Here is a 19620-nt window from a genome sequence, read left to right on the forward strand (position 1 = left end):
AAGAAAAGGTTAAATTTGATACAAACTTAAAGAAGGTTGGATAAAAAATGACTATAAGCACGAAAAAAGCAATTGTAGTAGGTGCTACAGGACTCGTTGGATTAGCTCTAGTTGAAGAGCTTGAACAAACACCGGAATTTGAAGCGATTACCGTTGTTGTTAGAAAAGAATCACAACTACTTAATACATATAAAAAAGTTACTCAGTTAGTAATTGAAGATTTTTTATTGCTCAACGATGAAGATGTAAATGGTCATACTCACGCATTTAGCTGTTTAGGTACAACTTTAAAAATAGCAGGTTCAAAACAAGGCTTTTATGCGGTGGATTATGAGATAAATGCTCATTTTGCAGACTTGATCCAAGATAAACATATCCATTTTTTAATTGTAAGTGCACTTGGGGCAAATGCTAATTCACCAATTTTCTACAATAAGGTTAAAGGACAACTAGAAGACTATATTCAGAGTTTAGGCATCGAAAAATTATCTATTTTCAGGCCATCTCTATTGATTGGTAAGCGTAGCGATGTGCGTTTTATGGAAGATTTAGGACAAAGTCTTTTTAAATTCATTGAAAGTAAATGGAATAAACCATTCAAATATAAACCTGTTACAGCAGAGCAATTGGCTCATACCATGGTTGTAGCGGCGCTAACGCAAATTGAAGCATTTAAACGATATGATAATCTCAGCATACAACAAACTCGATAGGGAGAATAAAAGTGTCAACAGTACCATTTGTGACATGTGATTTATTGGATGATAACCCGGAAAAAGATTTACAAGTGGTCACGCCCTCAATGGACGGTAAGTTCTTTAAAAGTTACGGTGCACGTCAAACTTTTGGTGGACAAGTTGTGACTGTAAAGTGTTTTGAAGATAACTCGCGTGTAAAAGAATTATTGGCTACAGATGGTACAGGGAAGGTATTAGTCGTAGATGGTGGTGCTTCAATGCGCTGTGCACTTATGGGAGATATGATTGCTGAATCAGCAGTTAAAAATAACTGGAATGGTGTGGTTATCTATGGCTGTGTACGTGATGTTGATGCACTTGCAACTCTGGATTTAGGTGTACATGCATTGGCTGCAATTCCGCAAAAAAGTAATCGTAAGGGCATTGGTGAAGTAGATATTCCTTTGTATTTTGGTGGAGTCACAATTCAATCTGGCGATTTTATTTATGCAGATAACAATGGAATTGTGATTGCTAAGGAAAAATTAGTTTAGCTCCACAATATAAAGGAACGTGTAATGGTGAATCATCAAATTAAAGTGCTGCAAGCAGTAGCATCTGCAATTGCTCAAGGTGGTAGAGGAGTTACAGGTACAGCATTTCCTAATCAGCCTGTTAACGCTCTAAAACTTTATGAGTTTGAAGGTTCACCATTTTGTCGGCGTGTTCGTGAAGTGATTACACTTTTAAACTTGGATGTGGAAATTTACCCATGTCCCAAAGGAGGAACAAGATATCGTTCAGTTGTAAAAGAAATAGGCGGTAAATTGCAGTTTCCATTTTTAATTGATGAAAATACAGGCGATAAACTATATGAATCACAAGATATTATTCATCATTTATTTAAACATTATGGTAAGACAGGGCAAACGCCTCAGAAATTTTCAAATTATCCTGAAAAACCATATGTTGCATTTGCTGGAACCTTATTAAATGGTGCTCGTGGAGTCTGGATTGATAAAAAAATAGTAAATCGGACCGCACCTGAACATAAACTTGAATTATGGAGTTTTGAAGCAAGCCCATATTCAAGAGTAGTAAGAAATGTACTATGCGAACTTGAAATTCCTTATATTTTGCATAATGTGGCTAAAGAAAGGTGGCAAGATATGGGGCCTGCTATTCTTCGCTTAAAACCGGGAAAATATGTGCCCTTAAAGGGTGGTAAACGAGAAAAATCGTTGCAGATTATGCAAGGAAAAATGCAGGTGCCTTATTTAGTTGATCCAAATACAGGCGTTAAAATGTTTGAATCTGCCCAAATTGTAAAATACTTAAAACAACAATATGGTGGCTAAATATAACTTAGAAAAATTACAAGAGATTGGGATCGTTCAATCTCTTTTTTAACAGCTAAGAACCATAAGAAATCGTACGATAAAAACATGAATATGCTAAATTACTACCGTAAATTACCAAAATAAGGCCTGTTTTATGGAATGTATGAGAATTCAGCCTGTAACGAGTCATCCTGGAGAAAATGCATTATTTATTGTATTAGGATTAGCTCAAGGTGATTCTGTTGTAGAAAAAGTAAAAGATTTTGCAGCTAATTTTTCAGCGTTAACCAGAAGTTTGTCTAATCGTTATCCAGAAAGTAAATTTAATGCCACGTTCGGTTTTAGCTCAAATGCGTGGGATATCTTATTTCCAGAACAATCAAAGCCTCAAGAATTAGAAACATTCCAAGAAATCAAAGGCCCAAAGTACACAGCCGTTTCAACACCAGGTGATTTATTCTTTCATATTCGTGCTGATCGACAAGCTCTCTGCTATGAATTGGGAAGTATTATCAATGAACAGTTGGGTAAAGTGACTTATCCAATTGATGAAGTACATGGTTTTCGTTATTTCGATGGTCGTGCAATTATTGGCTTTGTAGATGGAACAGAAAATCCTGAACCTGTAATTGCAGCGCAGTGGGCTCTAGTGGGCAGTGAAGATCCCGAATTCATTGGGGGAAGTTATGCATTTATTCAAAAATATACCCATGATATGGAAAAATGGCGTGCTTTAAGTGATGAAGAACAAGAAAAAGTAATTGGTCGTAAGAAGTTTAATGATATTGAACTCGATGATGATGAAAAGCCTTTAACAGCTCATAATGTTGTAAGTAAAGCGCATGATGCGGAAGGTAATGAGCTAAAAATTATGCGTGCCAATATGCCTTTTTCTAACCCTTCAAAAAATGAATATGGGACTTTCTTTATTGGATACTCGCGTAAATTTAGTACAACCCGTCAAATGCTTGAAAATATGTTCTTAGGAAATGAGCAAGGTCATCTTGACCGCTTACTTGACTTTAGTACTGCCCAAACAGGTACTTTATTTTTCGTACCGACAGTAGATTTTCTAGATGACTTGGATGACGAGTAGGCATTAAAAAAATAAACTTAGATGGTAGAGGTGAGTAGATTACCTCTACTATATAAATTGAAATTAATAAGATGTGATGAAATGTTCAAAAAGTTAAGCCAGTTTTTTCAAGGCTCGAAAGAGTCACCAGAGCAATTATATTTACAGGAGAATCAGCTCAGTTTTGATTCAGAGCGTGGTCCGGTTATTAAAGATGTCGTGATTAATGAAAAGTGGTCAGAGCACCTTGAATATTTTTCAAATCGTAAATTACAGAACTTTGATGATTTACGTAAGTTATTCCAAATCACACCACAAATTAATGAAAAAATTGATTTAGAAATTGCAAATCAACGCTATATCGAAAGGTTAGGTAATACTCAAGAAAAGATGCTTGAACTTAAAGCAATCATACAAATATTGAACCAATATTATGTGATGTTTCTACGTGATAAATAAGTTCAAACATTTGTTTAAGAACTATAAAAAAGTATCGTAAAGTAGTAGCTTGATTTCAGAAAAATAACTCAATTCAATAAAAACATCATGCTACTATTAACCTCATACCTTTTTAGCTCATAAAAGCCATATACATGTTTCAACAAGAAATCTCTCAATTGAATTTGCAACAGCTCAAGGCCGGTGAAAAGCGTTGGGTGGGGTCATTATTAGGTTCATCAGCAGCTTTATTGCTTAAAGAAATTGCGAATCAGCATTCTTCTTTATTGGTATTAGTTGCTAGAAACAACCAACATGTTGCTCAATTAGAAAGTGAACTTGAATTTTATGGAGTAAAGCCGACAATTTTTCCCGATTGGGAAATTTTGCCTTATGATCGGTTATCTCCGCATCAAGATATTGTCTCGGAGCGTCTTGCGATTTTATCGAATATGCCGCAGCAAGGCGTATTACTCATTTCAGCAAGTACTTTGGCTCAACGGGTTGCGCCTTACTCATGGGTTTTGGGTAAGCACTTTGATATAAGAGTGGGGCAAAAATTTGATTTAGAACAGCAAAAACTAAGATTGGTTCAGGCTGGCTACCATTTGGTAGATACAGTTTATGATCATGGAGAATTTGCTGTACGCGGTAGTATTATGGATATTTTTGCATCTGGGCAAGAAGCTCCTATCCGAATAGACCTATTTGATGACGAAATTGATTCGTTAAAATTCTTTGACCCTGAAACCCAGAGAACAACTACAACGCTAAAAAGTTTTACAGTTCTACCCGCTAAAGAGTTTCCATTAAAAGAAGCACGGTCAGTTTTTAGAGATCGTTATTCTGAGTTTTTCCCGACAGCAAACCCTAAGAAAAATCCAATTTATCAAGATGTTTTAGATGGTATAGCATCTCCCGGAATTGAATTTTATTTACCATTATTTTTTGATAAAGAACAAATGCAATCGCAAAGTATGTTTACAATGTACTTGCCAAAGAATTGTATTGTAATTACAACTAGTGATGTTGATACCGATTTAACTAACTTCTGGAAAGAAGTTATGCGTCGTTATGAAGATCGACGTCATAATATTGATCAACCTATTCTTGCTCCTGAAGAGTTATTTATTTCTCCAAATAATTTGCTTAGTGCTTTAAATCAGTTTCCGCGCATGCTTGTAAGTGCAGAAATTATTGAAGAAAAAGCTGGTGCACTTAACCTTAAAACTGAACAACCACCCAAGTTGCCAGTCGATCCGAAAAAAGAAAAACCATTTAGTGCCGTAAAAAAATATATTGATGAAGCAAATCATCCGGTTCTATTGGTTGCAGAAAGTGCAGGACGCCGAGAAAGTTTAAAAGATGCATTGCGTTCAAGTTTGGGTGAAATTCCGAATGTAGAGAATTTTGAGCAATTCAAAACCAGTCAATTTGCAATTGCGATTACCAATGCACCTTTAGACCGTGGTTTACTTATAACTGATCAATTAACAGTTATTTCAGAAAATCAGCTTTATGAACACCGAGTTGTACAGCGTCTTCGTAAGCGTCAACAGGAGGTTTCTGAAGAGTTTCTAATTCGAAGCTTAACTGAGCTAAGTATTGGTGCTCCTGTCGTACATATTGATCATGGTGTGGGACGTTATGCTGGCTTAATTACACTTGCTATCGAAGGTCAAGACTATGAATTCTTGCAGCTAGATTATGCTGAAGATGCCAAAGTTTATGTCCCAGTAACGAACTTACATCTGATTAGCCGTTATAGTGGTGGTGACCCAGATTTAGCACCTTTACATAAAATTGGTACTGATGCTTGGAGTAAAGCAAAGCGTAAAGCATTAGAGCAAATTCATGATGTTGCAGCCGAGCTTTTGCATATTCAGGCACGTCGTCAGTCAAAACCTGGTTTTGCTTTTGAATTGGATCAATCACTTTATATCCAATTTGCAAGTGGCTTTGCGTATGAAGAAACACTTGATCAGGCCAATGCAATTGAAGCTACGCTGTATGATATGCAGCAAGCAAAACCAATGGATAGATTGGTATGTGGTGATGTAGGTTTTGGTAAAACCGAAGTGGCCATGCGAGCAGCATTTGTTGCAGTACAAAATGGTAAACAAGTTGCAGTTTTAGTTCCTACCACGTTACTTGCCCAACAGCATTATGAGTCTTTTAAAGATCGTTTTGCTGATTGGCCTGTTCGTATTGAAGTGTTATCACGATTTGGTTCGAACAAAACTCATTTAAAAAATATTGAAGACTTGGCGGATGGTAAAGTCGATATTGTGGTAGGCACACACAAGTTATTACAAGAGAATGTTCAGTTTAAAGATCTAGGCTTAATGGTCGTGGATGAGGAACATCGCTTTGGTGTACGTGACAAAGAGCGAATTAAGGCTTTACGTGCTGATGTTGATATGTTGACCCTTACCGCAACTCCAATTCCTCGTACGCTTAATATGGCTTTTTCGGGAATGCGTGATTTATCGATCATTGCCACTCCACCAGCGCGTCGTTTAGCAGTAAAAACGTTTGTTCAAGAACATACAGATGCTTCAATCAAAGAGGCGATTTTGCGTGAGTTATTACGTGGTGGACAAGTTTACTTCTTACATAATGAAGTAGATACCATTGAGCGAGCGGCTGAAAATATTCGTATGCTTGTGCCAGAAGCACGCGTGGCGGTAGCACATGGACAAATGCGCGAACGTGAACTTGAGCAAGTTATGCAGCAGTTCTACCACAAAGAATATAATGTGCTGGTGTGTTCAACCATTATTGAAACGGGTATTGATGTTCCAAATGCCAATACAATTTTAATTGAACGTGCAGATAAGCTTGGCTTAGCACAATTGCACCAGTTGCGTGGACGTGTAGGTCGTTCACATCACCAAGCTTATGCTTACTTATTGGTGCCTTCAATCAAACACTTGAAAGGTGATGCTGAAAAACGTCTTGATGCAATTCAACGAGCTTCTACATTAGGCGCAGGCTTTATGCTCGCTACGGAAGATTTAGAAATTCGTGGTGCTGGTGAATTGTTGGGTGAGCAACAAAGCGGTTCAATGCAGGCGATCGGATATAGCTTGTATATGGAAATGCTTGAGAAAGCGACTAAAGCAATTCAACAGGGTAAAACACCGAATTTCGATGCTCCATTGTCGCTAACTGCAGAAATTAACTTACATATTCCCGCACTTATTCCGGATGATTACTTAGGGGATGTTCATCAACGTTTATTATTCTATAAACGTATTAGTAATACAGATACTCAAGAAAAACTGGATAATATTCGCATGGAGCTTATTGACCGTTTTGGTGTTCCACCGCAATCAGTTAAACACTTGTTTAGCGTGCATCAGATCCGCTTAAAAGCGGAGCATTTGGGTATTACAAAAATTGATATTAATACTCAAGGCGGCAACATTGAATTTTCACCAGATACTCCAGTTCAGGCGATTAGTATTATTCAACTCATGCAAAAGAACCCGACCTATTATCGTATGGAAGGTGGACAGCGCTTGAAAGTGATGGTGCAGCTTGAAGACTATGAAAAACGAATTCAATTTATCAATGATTTACTACAAAAATTGATGAGTGAATTATATGCCTGAGTCCAGTTTTTTGAATAAGCCATAACTGATCAGGGCATTTGTCTTGTTGTGATTGGATTTTATGTACTTTTTTATACCTTGAGATATGAATAAGTGCATAAAATCATTGTTATTTGTAAGTAAACGGGCTACTAATAATATTCACATCAAAACTGATGTGATAGTATTAGCCATTATTGTTTATTGTCATTTATAAAAGATATGTTTAGTTTGCATCCACAACTTGCTCAAGATACTTTTTTTGTAGGCGATTTCCCGCTTTCAACATGTCGTTTAATGAATGATATGCAATTTCCTTGGTTGATTTTAGTACCTCGTGTACCAGGAATCACGGAATTATACGAATTGAGTCAAGCTGACCAAGAACAGTTTTTACGTGAATCAAGCTGGTTATCTAGCCAGTTATCTCGCGTTTTTCGTGCTGACAAAATGAATGTTGCAGCTTTAGGTAATATGGTACCTCAATTACATTTCCACCATGTTGTCCGCTATCAAAATGACGTAGCTTGGCCTAAACCAGTGTGGGGTACACCAGCTGTACCATACACAAGTGATGTTTTAGCTCACATGCGTCAGACCCTTATGCTTGCTTTACGTGGTCAGGGTGATATGCCTTTTGATTGGCGCATGGATTAAATCAATGTCATGCCACATGTGAGTGTGGCTACATTGAAATGTGGAGGATAGGGTGCAATTAGAGAGGTTTATAGATCGGGAACCTAAGCAGTTTGCATATTTTCATCGTTTGATGGGGTATTCAATTCTGTCATTGATTTTAGTGATCTATGCCTTTACCTCACCAAATACTAATTATCAAATCTATATTCCTCCTTTCTTTCTTTTTTTACTTTTTGTTAGTTCTAAATTAGAGCACTGGTTACAGTACCAATTTGATAAGAAAACCCAAAAAAGTGTTTTCTTTGCGATAGATGCAATTGTGGTGGCGGTTACTCTAGCAGGCGTACACCTCAATCTTGTTCCTACATTTATTGCACTTTTTGCATTATTTTACTCAGCAATTAATAGTCGTATTTCGTTTGCAGTGATTTGTTTAACGAGTCTGCTTGGTGCGATTATTTTTTATTTAAGTACTTTTTTTCTATTTGGTTTTCATCCATATTTTGAAGCCACAAGCCAAGAATTAACGGTAATTACCCTACTTGGTTTAGTGATGTTTATCACTATTGGAAATTACTACCAACATCGCTGGGTAAAAAAAATTAGTCAGCAACGCCAGCATTATTATGACCAAATGACGCGTTATATCGCTTTTGCTAATCAGTTAAGCCGCTATGCTCCATTGCAATTATGGCAGTCGATTATGCGTGGTGAAGCTGAAGCAAAAATCGAATATAAACGTAAAAAAATGACCGTATTCTTTTCTGATATTCAAGGTTTTACTGAATTGTCAGAAACCTTAATTCCAGATGACTTGGCCTTCTTGCTTAATGACTATTTAAGTCATATGACTGAAATTGCGAAGCAATATGAGGCGACTGTCGATAAATTTATGGGAGATGCAATCCTCATCTTTTTTGGAGATCCAAATTCACAAGGTGTTGAACAAGATGCCAAATCTTGTGTAGAAATGGCAATTGCTATGCGTCAGCAAATGAAGTTGCTGCGTGAGCGTTGGAAAAAGATGGGATATTCAGCCTTGCATATCCGTATGGGTATTAGTACGGGTTATTGCCACGTTGGGAATTATGGGGCAACACATCGTATGGCTTATACAATTGTAGGTCGTGATGTAAATTTGGCGGCGCGTTTACAGTATGCTGCTGAAATTGATGAAATACTCATTTCCGATGATACTTATCAACTCATTAAAAGTGATTTTCTATGTGCACCGAAAACCCCAATCTATTTAAAGGGAATTCAAGGTGCAGTAAAAACATGGCAAGTCATGGAAAAATACACAGGAAATAAATCAGATCATCAACAATGGTTTGATTATGAATATAAAGGTTTCCATTTAGTATTGAACTTAGAAGAAGTACAAAACTACGAATATCCGGAATTGGTTGAAGTGCTTGAAAAGATGATTCAACGTATTAAAGTTCAACAAACTTTAATTAATACTCAAGGTGTTGCTCAGCTTAGACTTGAGGATGAAGTTAAACCAATAAATATTGATCAAGAGCAAGATCAGGTATAAATCATATAAATAAAAAAAGCTGCTTAAGCAGCTTTTTTTACCATTAAATCTTAATGATTTTCTGAAGCATGATTAATTGTGTATTTCGGAATCTCAATTTCAAGATCTTCATCTACAATTTTAACCTGACATGAAAGACGAGAGTCAGGTTCTAATCCCCAAGCACGATCTAAAAGATCGGCTTCAACATCGTTCATCTCTTCTAAGCTATCAAAACCTTTGCGAACAATCACGTGGCAAGTTGTACATGCACAAGACATATCACAAGCGTGTTCAATTTTGATACCTTTATTGAGCAAACTTTGGCAAAGATTTGCATTTTGTTCAACCTCAAATTCTGCACCTTCAGGGCAAATCTGAGCATGAGGAAGTACTTTAATACGTGGCATATTGATCACCTATACCTTTTAGTTTGATTTTGACCAATCGTCGAGCTTTGTGCCTTTTAAGGCATGGTCAATATGTCGGTTCATTCGTAATGCTGCAAAAGCGTCACTATGTACTTTAAGCTGTTGAACAGCATGTTCAATTGCTTGAATATCACTACCTTCGAGCTGAACTTTTAATGATTCTTTTGAGGAATTGAGTTCTGCAAGTTGCTTTTCATCAAGTAAATCAGCATCTACTTTTAAGGCTTGCTCTAGAGCTTCAAGTTCACGCTCTGCTTCAACTTTGGTTTCTTTTAAGTGACGAAGATTTTTGTCTTCTTCGGCATGTTGGAAACCTTCAATTAATAAGCGTTCTGTATCTGCCTCAGATAAACCATACGATGGTTTGATATCGATATGAGCTTGTACACCAGAAGTTGCTTCACGAGCAGAAACAGTAAGTAAGCCATCAGCATCAACTTGAAAAGTGACTTCAATACGGGCTTGACCTGCAGTCATTGGCGGAATGCCATGGAGTACAAATCTACCTAATGAGCGGCAATGTTCAACTAAATCACGTTCACCTTGAACCACATGAATTAACATGGCAGTTTGGCCATCTTGATAGGTTGTGAACTCTTGACGACGTGCAACAGGAATAGCTGTATTACGAGAGATCAGACGTTCAACTAGTCCTCCCATTGTTTCTAAACCAAGAGAAAGAGGAGTGACATCTAGAAGAAGTGAGCCATCTTGGCTATTACCAATTAACTGATTTGCTGTAATTGAAGCACCGATTGCTACAACTTCATCTGGGTTAATTGTGCAAAGAGGTTCTTGATCAAAAACTTCACGTACAGCTTTTTGAACTGCATAAGAGCGGGTAGAGCCACCCACTAAAACTACATTTTGAATGTCAGTCAAATCAAGCTTTGCATCACGCAATACACGCTTACAAACACTGATGGTTTTATCTAAAGCAACTTGAATAATACTTTCAAATGTAGGTCGGTCTAGTGTAAGAGTTCTATCAAGCAGTTTTAATTCAACTGAATCTTGAGTAGATAATTGCTCTTTAGCTTGACGTGCTGCAACTATAAATACTGCATAGTCTTCATTACTTAATACATCAATATTAAGCTGCTTTTTTGCCCATTTCACAATTAGGCGGTCTAAGTCATCACCACCTAAAGCGGTATGGCCGCCGGTCGCTAAAACTTCAAATACGCCTTGTGAAAAACGTAAGATTGATACATCAAAAGTACCACCGCCCAAATCGTAAATTACATAATTACGGTCGGTCTCTAAATTACTTTCTTGATCTAATCCATAAGCTACTGCGGCAGCTGTAGGTTCATTTAATAAACGTAATACGTTTAAGCCTGCAAGTTGAGCTGCATCGCGAGTTGCTTGACGCTGAGCTTCGTCAAAATAAGCAGGAACTGTAATCACAGCACCATTAACAGGATTTTGTAAGCTGTCTTCAGCACGATCTTTTAATTGTTTTAAAATTTCGGCTGAAATTTCTACTGGTGTTTTGCGCCCGGCACGTGTTTCAAAAGCAGGCATTTCATTTTCTGAGCCTACTAATTCATAAGGATGCTGAAACTTAATGTCTGCTTTTGAGCGTCCCATAAATCTTTTAACAGATACAATCGTATTTTTGGGATCTGCAATAATAAATGGTTTAGCTTCTTCACCATAATGAGTTGTATTGTCCCCATAATGAACGATAGAAGGAAGTAATCTTCTATTTTGAACATCATTGAGTACTTTAGGTTTGCCTGATAACACTGTCGCAACTAATGAGTGTGTTGTTCCTAGGTCAATACCAATCGCAATGCGATGTTGGTGTGGGGCACTGGATTGACCCGGTTCAGCAATTTGCAAAAGTGCCATGAGTTAAATCCCTTGAAAATAAAGTAGAGAAAGCAAAATTAAAAATCATCGTCTAAATCAAAGCTGTCTTCTTCATCTAACAGTTGATCTTCTGCTTTATCAATATCGTTTAAAACACGTTGAAAGAAACGCAACTTACGTACGGTATCACGTGCTTCAGCCCAATCTTCTTCGTTGTAATCAATTTTGAATTCACGAACCAAGCCATCAATCCATTGTTGTACTTCCAATCTTAACGTACGTAAATGTTCAGGTGATGTCGCTTCATCAAGTTGTTCACGAAGTTCTAATGCAGATTGTAGAAATTCAAAATCACTAATAGATTGGTCAAGATGATGATCTTGCTTTTTAAGAGCTAAAAGGTAGGCAGCGCGGCTATCAAGTTGTGAAAGCGTTTTAAAAGCTTGATTGATTTCACTTGATTTGATCAATGCTTGATCTTTATCTGCGGCTTTATCTGGATGATATTGTTGTTGCAAACTCAAGAAATTTGATTTTAAGCTTGCTAAATCGATATCGAGTGCCACAGGTAAATTGAACAACTCAAAATGATTCATTAGAAATGGGATCCACGTTAATTAAATACATTAAAACAGTGCTGTTGAAAGACACTGTTTTAATGAGAAAAAGGAAAGGAGAGGATTAAACAGTGAAAGACTCACCACAACCACATTCACCCTTTTTATTAGGATTGTTAAATTCGAACCCTTCGTTAAGGCCATTTTTAACATAGTCCATTTCTAAGCCTTCTAAGTAAACTAAGCTTTTAGGATCTACAAAAACCTTAACACCAAATTGTTCGAAAACTTGATCATGTTCATCGATATCGTCTACAAATTCGAGAACATAAGCCAACCCAGAACAACCAGAAGTTTTCACACCAACGCGAATGCCTTCACCCTTACCTCGGTTTTTAAGGTAATTGCTAATATGAGTCGCAGCATTTTCAGTTAAATGAATCATGAAAACTCCAACGTTTATAATGGTAACAAATTAAGCTTTTGACTTTTTACTACGATAATCTTCAATCGCAGCTTTAATCGCGTCTTCAGCTAAAACAGAGCAGTGAACTTTTACTGGCGGAAGAGCTAACTCAGTCGCAATATCAATATTTTTGATTGCTTGAGCTTCATCAAGTGTTTTACCTTTTAACCATTCAGTTACAAGTGAACTTGATGCAATTGCAGAACCACAACCGTAAGTTTTAAAGCGTGCTTCTTCGATTACGCCACTGTCATTTACTTGAATCTGTAAACGCATCACGTCGCCACATGCAGGTGCACCCACCATGCCTGTACCAACATTTTCAGAGTTTTTATCTAAAACACCAACATTACGTGGATTTTCGTAATGATCAATTACCTTTTCGCTATAAGCCATTTTGCTTCTCCAAACCTCGGGGTCAGCCTAATATTAATATGAGGGTTAAAACACTAATTTCAATAATTAGTGTTCTGCCCATTCAACTGTAGAAAGATCGATACCTTCTTTGTACATATCCCAAAGCGGAGAAAGTTCACGTAATTTCTCAACAGCGGCTTTGGTAATTGTAAGCACGTGGTCAATATCTTCTTCAGTCGTGTATTTACCAAAACTAAAGCGAATTGAGCTGTGTGCTAGCTCATCAGATAAACCTAATGCGCGAAGAACATATGAAGGCTCTAAAGTTGCAGACGTACAAGCAGAACCACTTGATACAGCAGCATCTTTAAGCGACATCATTAAAGACTCACCTTCAACAAAGTTGAAGCTGACATTTAAATAATTAGCAACGTTTTGAGTCGGGTGACCGTTTAAGAACACTTGTTCAAGGTCTTGTAAACCGTTCCAAAGTTTGTCACGAAGTTTACGAATACGCTCTTGTTCAGCATGCATTGTTTTGCCTGCAATTTCAAAAGCTTCACCCATACCAACGATTTGGTGAGTTGCCAAAGTACCAGAACGCATACCGCGCTCATGACCACCACCATGAATTTGTGCTTTTAAGCGAACACGTGGGCTACGACGTACATATAATGCGCCGATACCTTTTGGACCATAAATTTTATGAGCAGAGAAACTCATAAGATCAATTTTCATAGTAGATAAGTCGATATCAACTTTACCAGCTGCTTGTGCTGCATCTACATGGAAAAATGTTTTGTTGGCACGTGTTAATTCACCAATCGCCGCTACATCTGTAACCGTACCAATTTCGTTGTTTACCATCATAAGAGAAACAAGAATAGTATCTGGGCGAAGGGCAGCTTTAACCATCTCAGGAGTAATTAAACCTGTTTGTGGCTCTGGCTCTAAGTAAGTAATTTCAAAACCTTGTTCTTCTAATTCACGACAAGGGTCTAGAACAGCTTTGTGTTCAATTTTACTTGTAATGATATGTTTGCCTTTAGATGCATAGAATTGAGCAACACCTTTAAGAGCAAGGTTATCTGACTCAGTTGCACCAGAAGTCCAAACAATTTCACGTGGGTCAGCTTTAATTAAATTTGCGACTTGCTCACGTGCATATTCAACTTTTTCTTCTGCCTGCCAGCCATAAGCATGGGAACGAGATGCAGCATTACCAAAGGTACCGTCGAAAGTTAAACACTCCATCATACGTTCTGCAACTTGCGGATCTACTGGAGTGGTTGCTGCGTAATCAAGATAAATTGGACGTTTCATATCAAATACCTGTACCCGATAAAAGAGCTGAATCTGTGCCAGTCACATTTTGGCGTAATGCAACAGTTTGAACGTTGTCTCGGCTAATGAGGTCGGCAAGAGTGATTTTAGCTAAATAGTCGGCAATATGATGAGAGAGTTCTTGCCATAAATCGTGAGTAAGACACATTGCACCATTTTGGCAGTTACCTTTATGGTCACAACGTGTTGCATCAACAGTTTCATTTACGGCTTCAATAATTTCTAACACAGTAATTTCATCAGCGTTTCGAGCCAAATGGTAACCACCATTTGCACCGCGAACACTAGAAACTAACCCATGACGCTTAAGTTTTGCGAACAACTGCTCTAAATAAGCAACTGAAATAGATTGACGTGCGGCAATTTCGGCGAGCGTGATCGTTTGTTCAGTTGGCTGCAAAGCTAAATCAAGTAGAGCAGTCACTGCGTAGCGACCGCGAGTTGTAAGGCGCATGATTCGATACACATGTTAAGACTAGATAATAGGATTTTATGAATCCCGACTAAAATAGTCAAGTTTTTTTATTTTTAATTCAAGTGCAGGATCAAGATAGAAAAAATAAGTTAAGCTACCCACAAATTATATATGAAATAAGCAATAAATATTAGGCTAATTATACCAAAGCACAAGTTAATGTTGCGTTGGCGCTGCTGTAAACGTGAAATTCGATTTTGATACTGCTTAATTTCGACATTCAAAGAATTTATCTCTGAACGCTGTTGATCAATTTTTTCAAGTAAAGGGGCAATTTTTTTACGTGAAGCAAGTGCTTCGGCTTCATCATCTGGAGTATTGAACCATTGCTTCCAGTCAGCTAGAAGCTTAGGTAAAGTGAGATGTGAAATTAAATCGATGAGTTCTTTTTTAGTTTCTGCATCTCCATCAATTCGCATATTGTTTAAACTACGTTGATTTGAAAAAGCAAAAATTTTGATAAGGTCGATGAGAGTACTATTAATTTCTAAGTCAATACGACGATCATAAGAATGAATATCAAATAACAAACCTTTTTCCGTAAATTGCACATAGAAGTTGAAAAATGGCAAGTAGCTATTAATACGGATTGTGATTTTATTTGCGATAAACTTTTTCGCCTGCAAGCGAAGAACACCATCGTGGGTGAGAATAAATGAGAAAAAAGTTTCTAAAATAATTAGAACAATGTTCAGCAACAGACGTGGGTGTTTTTGTCTTTGTTGCGTTTCACTCATAAAAGTTTATCCTTAAATATTAGAGATTAATTAAGAGAATGAGACATCCTATCTCAAACTTAACACATTGTCCTGTTAAATATATTTACATGACATGATTGTTTTGTAGAACAGTTTCATAAATGTATCAAGTCTTGACTTTGTTATTATAAGAATATTTTGTGGTTAAATAAGACTTCATCTGTCTCATCCGATCAGGAGCTTAGGTCAATGGATAATGCAAATATAGAAACACAATCAGAAGAGCAAGGAGATAAAAACAAATTAAAATCAAAAAGTTCTAGAAAGTCTGCATTGGATTTTAGAAAGTATACCAAGCAAATATGGTTAGCTGGTTTAGGTGCTTTCTCTCGTGCAGAAGAAGAAGGCAATAAACTATTTGACTCACTAGTCAAAGTAGGGGAAGAACTTGAGTCTAAAACTGGTGATTTAGCCGATACAACTGTTGGCAAAGTAACCGAAAAGGCGAAAGAGTCAGTGTCTGATACAAAAGACAAGGTCGAAAAAATTTTAGATACCAGTGTAAATCATTCTTTAAATCGAATTGGTTTAGTTACTCCGAAGGACTTACAGCACATTGAACAACTGTTAGTTCAATTGCATATAAAGGTTGATGCTCTTATTGAAGAAAATCAAAAATTGAAGGCAAAATTGAATGAAAAGTAAAAAAATGTAGGGATTTAGCAAATATATAACAGTTTTTTAGCATTTATTTTTGCTAAAAGCTCTGCTCTAGTATTGCGTTTTCCCCCAAAGCATTGCTATAAAGGCGTCATGGCCTTTTAAACTATAGCCTTGGACCTTAAACAAACGATATTAAGAGGATGTTTTATTCATGAATAAATCAGAATTAATCGATGCAATTGCTGAAAAAGGGGGAGTATCTAAGACTGATGCAGGCAAGGCACTCGATGCGACAATTGCGTCAATTACTGAAGCACTTAAAAAAGGTGACACAGTAACTTTAGTTGGTTTTGGTACTTTCAGTGTTAAAGAGCGTGCTGCACGTACTGGTCGTAACCCTAAAACTGGTGAAGAGCTTCAAATTAAAGCAACAAAAGTACCTAGCTTTAAAGCTGGTAAAGGTCTTAAAGATTCAGTTGCTTAATCTTTTAAGATGATTAAACGCGCCGATATAGGCGCGTTTTTTATTAAAAATCTGAATTGACCAATATTGCTCATTCATTCATTGTGGTTTTTCAGTTAAAATTCTCCTCGAAATAAAATATTGGAATACTTATGGAATCGTTTCGTACAGTCATTAAGGGTTGGCTCGGCAAAGTCCTTTTAATTTTGTTTTTGACCCCTTTAGCGCTTGTAGGTATTAATGGATATTTTAATAGGGGAAACAAGGCAGATGTCGCAAAAACTGTAAATGGACAGGACATATCAAAAAAAGACCTTGAAACTTTAACGCAAAGGTATAAAGAACAATATTTGGCTGCTGTAAAAGGTGATGAAAGTTTACTTAATTTACCGGTTATTCAAGCAAAAGCTCTCGATATATTGGTATCTCGTAATTTACTCATTCAGCAAGCTGAAAAATTGGGTATTTCTTTGAGCGATGCTCAAATCGAGCAAATGTTAGCTCAGCAGCCAAGCTTGCAAGAAAATGGTCAGTTTTCACAAAAATTATATGAAAATTATTTGCGTTCAATTGGTATGACAAGCCAAGCCTTAATTGCGAGCTTGCGTCAAGATCACGCTTTGAAAATGTTGACTTCAACTTTTTCTGATTATGCTTTAGTGAGTAAAGTTGATGTAATGCAAATTGCGAATTTGCAAACTGAACAGCGTACATTACATTTAGCTAGTATTAAGTTAGATACCTATAAAACGGGTTTAACAGCATCTAATCAAGAAGCGACTGAATACTACAATAAACATCAAAACGAGTTTAAACAGCCTGCTTCTGTTGATGTAGATTATGTTGTTTTATCTCCGTCTTTAATGGCGAAACCTGCACCAGCAACAGATGCTGAACTGAAACAAGCCTATGCCAAATTTGTAGAAACTCAGCAAAAAAATGCTAAACGTGTTGTGAAGCATATTCTTATTACGACAGATGCTCGTGATGATGCAGCAGCTCAAAAGCTTGCTAATGAGGTATATGCAAAAATTCAAGGCGGTCTTTCATTTGCTCAAGCAGCAGCTCAGTTCTCAGAAGATCCAACTTCAAAAACGAAAGGCGGTTTAGTAGAGGCGTATGCACCTGGTGTTTTCTCTGATGCATTTGATAAAACTGTTTCAAGTTTGAAAAATGGTCAAGTTTCGCAGCCAGTAAAAACACAATATGGTTACCATATTATTGAAGCAGAGACTCCAGCGAATCAAATTCCTTCGTTTGAAGCTGAGAAGGCGCGTTTAACTGCTGAAGTTGAAAAGAATAAAGTTGCTACTGTTTATTCAGATACAGTAAATAGTTTGAATGAAACAATCGTAGGTAACGATTCTTTAGATGCAGTTGTACAGCAAGTTAAAGGTACAAAAATTGAATCATTAAATGGTGTAACTTTAGCTACTCAAAATCCACAACTAAGCGATCCAAACGTAAAAATTAAATTGTTTAATGATGATGTTAAAAATGGCGATCGTAACGCTTCATCAAATATTCAATTAGCGAATGGTGATACTGTTTGGGTTAAAGTTCGTGATTATCACGCTGCTGGCGTTAAACCACTTGCTCAAGCAATGAATGAAGCAAAAGCTAAAGTAATTGATGAGAAAGCACGCAAAGCAGCTCAAGCGAAAATTGCTACCATGTTGACTGAATTCAAAACTCAGCCAGCTGAACAAGTTGTTGCGAAAAATAAAGTACCTTTTGAATCTGCAGGTGTGTTTACTCGTTCACAAGGTTTAAAACGTGCAATTGAGCGTGCAGCATTTAGTGTTCCTGCACCGAAACCTGGTATGTGGTCTGTTACAACAGCGAACTTACCTAATGAATTGGTTGTTGTTGCCGTTTCTAATGTAAATTCAGCTGCGGTAAATGCTATGCCAGCGGATCAGTTAAAGCAATTACAACAGCTTTATCGCCAATCTCGTGGTCAGCAAATACTCGAAGATTACAGCGAATACTTAAAGTCACACGCTAAAATCAAATAAAACTTATGTAATAAAAAAAGCGCTTCGGCGCTTTTTTTATTACTGATCTCTACTACCTATATAATTTTGTCTATATTGTTTAGGCGATAAATCAAATACTCTCTTAAATGCCTGACTAAATGCAGTTTCTGATGAATAGCCGACTTTATTTGAAATTTGTTGAACTGATAAATTACTTGTGCGTAGATATTGGCTCGCTAAGCGAAAGCGATAATGCTGCAAATAAGTAAGAGGTGGCTCACCAATAATATTATTAAAGAGATTAGCAAACTTAGAACGCGACATGCAGCATTGTTCAGCTAATGATTCAACAGTCCAGCTAGCCTCAGGTTGGCTATGGATTGCAGATAGAGCATTACTTAACTCAGGATGTGTTAATGCTCCTAACCAGTTTTGTTGGTCTGACATTTGTTGGATATGGTCTCGAATACATTCAATTAAAAGAATACTGACTAAGTGATCAATAATTTTGTCATGGCCAGGTTGAATTTTTTGTGTTTCGACCGCTAAAAAATAAAGCCCTATTTGCAACCATTCAGGAGGAGTTGTCTGGTTTTCGTGTTGAATATGCATAATAGATGGTAATGCATTAATCAGTGGTCCCGCCATATACGTATCAACTTGACAACGTAGACAGAGCAATAATGTATTTTCAGGTGCTGATGAACCTAACTCAATTGGATCGTGACGATGCCCATTAAATAAGGGAGTAATATCGACAGAATCTACCAGTTTGCTTCCAGTCGCTTTTGAATCTGTAGCTTGATGAGCTTTTCCAGAAGGAATTAAAATAATATCTCCAGCTTTTGCAATTATTTTTTCGACATTATTTATTTGAATATATACAGAACCCGTTAAAACAATGTAAGCCAGTAAAGCAGATTGATCTTGTGTTTTAAAAGCCCATTCACCTTGTGCTTTTATATAAATATATTCAGACTTATTTAAGTGGATATCATCAAAAAATTTACTTAGTGCATCCATGTTTATATGATCAATCATTATTTTAATAAAATTATAGTGAGCTATAAGAATAGATCAACATG

20 protein-coding genes are annotated in these 19620 nt (G+C 36.9%); 11 read left to right on the top strand and 9 right to left on the bottom strand.

Translation table 11 applies throughout. The annotated features are described in order from the left end of the window. Positions 1-47: 47 nt before the first annotated feature. The 8 genes from J576_RS06670 to J576_RS06705 all read left to right on the top strand — a co-directional run bounded on the left by J576_RS06670 (position 48) and on the right by J576_RS06705 (position 9305). Complete coding sequence (locus tag J576_RS06670; RefSeq protein ID WP_002049943.1) at positions 48-713, top strand: NAD(P)H-binding protein; 666 nt, start codon at positions 48-50, stop codon at positions 711-713. 11 nt (positions 714-724) lie between these two features. Then, positions 725-1231 carry a ribonuclease E activity regulator RraA gene (gene rraA / locus J576_RS06675; protein WP_000108826.1) on the top strand — a complete coding sequence of 169 codons (507 nt, stop codon included), beginning with the start codon at positions 725-727 and terminating at the stop codon, positions 1229-1231. Positions 1232-1255: 24 nt separating this feature from the next. After that, on the top strand, positions 1256-2035 hold the full coding sequence (locus tag J576_RS06680; RefSeq protein ID WP_002050250.1) for a glutathione S-transferase N-terminal domain-containing protein: 780 nt from the start codon (positions 1256-1258) through the stop codon (positions 2033-2035). 145 nt (positions 2036-2180) lie between these two features. Continuing rightward, positions 2181-3113, top strand: a complete 933-nt coding sequence (locus J576_RS06685; RefSeq protein WP_002050133.1) for a Dyp-type peroxidase — start codon at positions 2181-2183, stop codon at positions 3111-3113. Between the two features lie 81 nt (positions 3114-3194). After that, positions 3195-3551 (top strand): hypothetical protein, encoded by a 357-nt coding sequence (locus tag J576_RS06690; protein ID WP_002049986.1) that lies wholly within the window; start codon positions 3195-3197, stop codon positions 3549-3551. 134 nt (positions 3552-3685) lie between these two features. Further along, positions 3686-7147: a transcription-repair coupling factor gene (mfd, locus tag J576_RS06695; protein ID WP_002049934.1), complete on the top strand. Its 3462-nt coding sequence runs from the start codon at positions 3686-3688 to the stop codon at positions 7145-7147. 201 nt (positions 7148-7348) lie between these two features. Continuing rightward, positions 7349-7783, top strand: a complete 435-nt coding sequence (locus J576_RS06700; protein ID WP_000492048.1) for an HIT domain-containing protein — start codon at positions 7349-7351, stop codon at positions 7781-7783. Between the two features lie 52 nt (positions 7784-7835). Continuing rightward, positions 7836-9305 (top strand): adenylate/guanylate cyclase domain-containing protein, encoded by a 1470-nt coding sequence (locus J576_RS06705; protein ID WP_002050106.1) that lies wholly within the window; start codon positions 7836-7838, stop codon positions 9303-9305. Positions 9306-9355: 50 nt separating this feature from the next. Here J576_RS06705 and fdx read toward each other — a convergent pair whose 3' ends face one another. The 8 genes from fdx to J576_RS06745 all read right to left on the bottom strand — a co-directional run bounded on the left by fdx (position 9356) and on the right by J576_RS06745 (position 15469). Continuing rightward, entirely contained in the window at positions 9356-9694 is a 339-nt protein-coding gene (gene fdx / locus J576_RS06710; protein WP_002049779.1) for an ISC system 2Fe-2S type ferredoxin, read from the bottom strand. 18 nt (positions 9695-9712) lie between these two features. Continuing rightward, positions 9713-11572, bottom strand: a complete 1860-nt coding sequence (hscA, locus tag J576_RS06715) for a Fe-S protein assembly chaperone HscA (protein WP_002050161.1) — start codon at positions 11570-11572, stop codon at positions 9713-9715. Positions 11573-11610: 38 nt separating this feature from the next. Then, positions 11611-12129, bottom strand: coding sequence for a Fe-S protein assembly co-chaperone HscB (gene hscB / locus J576_RS06720; protein WP_002050170.1), 519 nt, complete (start codon positions 12127-12129; stop codon positions 11611-11613). Between the two features lie 85 nt (positions 12130-12214). After that, positions 12215-12535: an iron-sulfur cluster assembly protein IscA gene (gene iscA / locus J576_RS06725; protein WP_002050042.1), complete on the bottom strand. Its 321-nt coding sequence runs from the start codon at positions 12533-12535 to the stop codon at positions 12215-12217. A gap of 30 nt (positions 12536-12565) precedes the next feature. Next, positions 12566-12952: a Fe-S cluster assembly scaffold IscU gene (gene iscU / locus J576_RS06730; RefSeq protein WP_002049835.1), complete on the bottom strand. Its 387-nt coding sequence runs from the start codon at positions 12950-12952 to the stop codon at positions 12566-12568. 66 nt (positions 12953-13018) lie between these two features. Then, the gene (locus tag J576_RS06735) at positions 13019-14236 is read right to left on the bottom strand and encodes an IscS subfamily cysteine desulfurase (protein ID WP_002050229.1); all 1218 of its coding nucleotides are present in this window, start codon (positions 14234-14236) and stop codon (positions 13019-13021) included. Position 14237: 1 nt separating this feature from the next. After that, positions 14238-14711 (bottom strand): Rrf2 family transcriptional regulator, encoded by a 474-nt coding sequence (locus J576_RS06740; RefSeq protein ID WP_002050146.1) that lies wholly within the window; start codon positions 14709-14711, stop codon positions 14238-14240. A gap of 110 nt (positions 14712-14821) precedes the next feature. Continuing rightward, positions 14822-15469 (bottom strand): hypothetical protein, encoded by a 648-nt coding sequence (locus J576_RS06745; RefSeq protein WP_002050024.1) that lies wholly within the window; start codon positions 15467-15469, stop codon positions 14822-14824. Between the two features lie 210 nt (positions 15470-15679). On the opposite strand from J576_RS06745, the gene J576_RS06750 reads away from it, so the two are divergent. The 3 genes from J576_RS06750 to J576_RS06760 all read left to right on the top strand — a co-directional run bounded on the left by J576_RS06750 (position 15680) and on the right by J576_RS06760 (position 18574). Further along, on the top strand, positions 15680-16135 hold the full coding sequence (locus J576_RS06750; protein WP_002049921.1) for a phasin family protein: 456 nt from the start codon (positions 15680-15682) through the stop codon (positions 16133-16135). 169 nt (positions 16136-16304) lie between these two features. After that, the gene (gene hbs / locus J576_RS06755) at positions 16305-16577 is read left to right on the top strand and encodes a non-specific DNA-binding protein Hbs (RefSeq protein ID WP_001043034.1); all 273 of its coding nucleotides are present in this window, start codon (positions 16305-16307) and stop codon (positions 16575-16577) included. A 131-nt stretch (positions 16578-16708) separates the two neighbouring features. Continuing rightward, on the top strand, positions 16709-18574 hold the full coding sequence (locus tag J576_RS06760; protein ID WP_002049888.1) for a SurA N-terminal domain-containing protein: 1866 nt from the start codon (positions 16709-16711) through the stop codon (positions 18572-18574). A gap of 39 nt (positions 18575-18613) precedes the next feature. Here the strand turns inward: J576_RS06760 and J576_RS06765 are convergent, their stop codons facing one another. Further along, positions 18614-19558: an AraC family transcriptional regulator gene (locus J576_RS06765; RefSeq protein ID WP_002049958.1), complete on the bottom strand. Its 945-nt coding sequence runs from the start codon at positions 19556-19558 to the stop codon at positions 18614-18616. Positions 19559-19620: the final 62 nt, after the last annotated feature.

Origin of the sequence: Acinetobacter sp. 766875 (genome assembly GCF_000582055.1) — a bacterium.
In the GTDB taxonomy this organism is placed as follows: Bacteria; Pseudomonadota; Gammaproteobacteria; order Pseudomonadales; family Moraxellaceae; genus Acinetobacter; species Acinetobacter nosocomialis.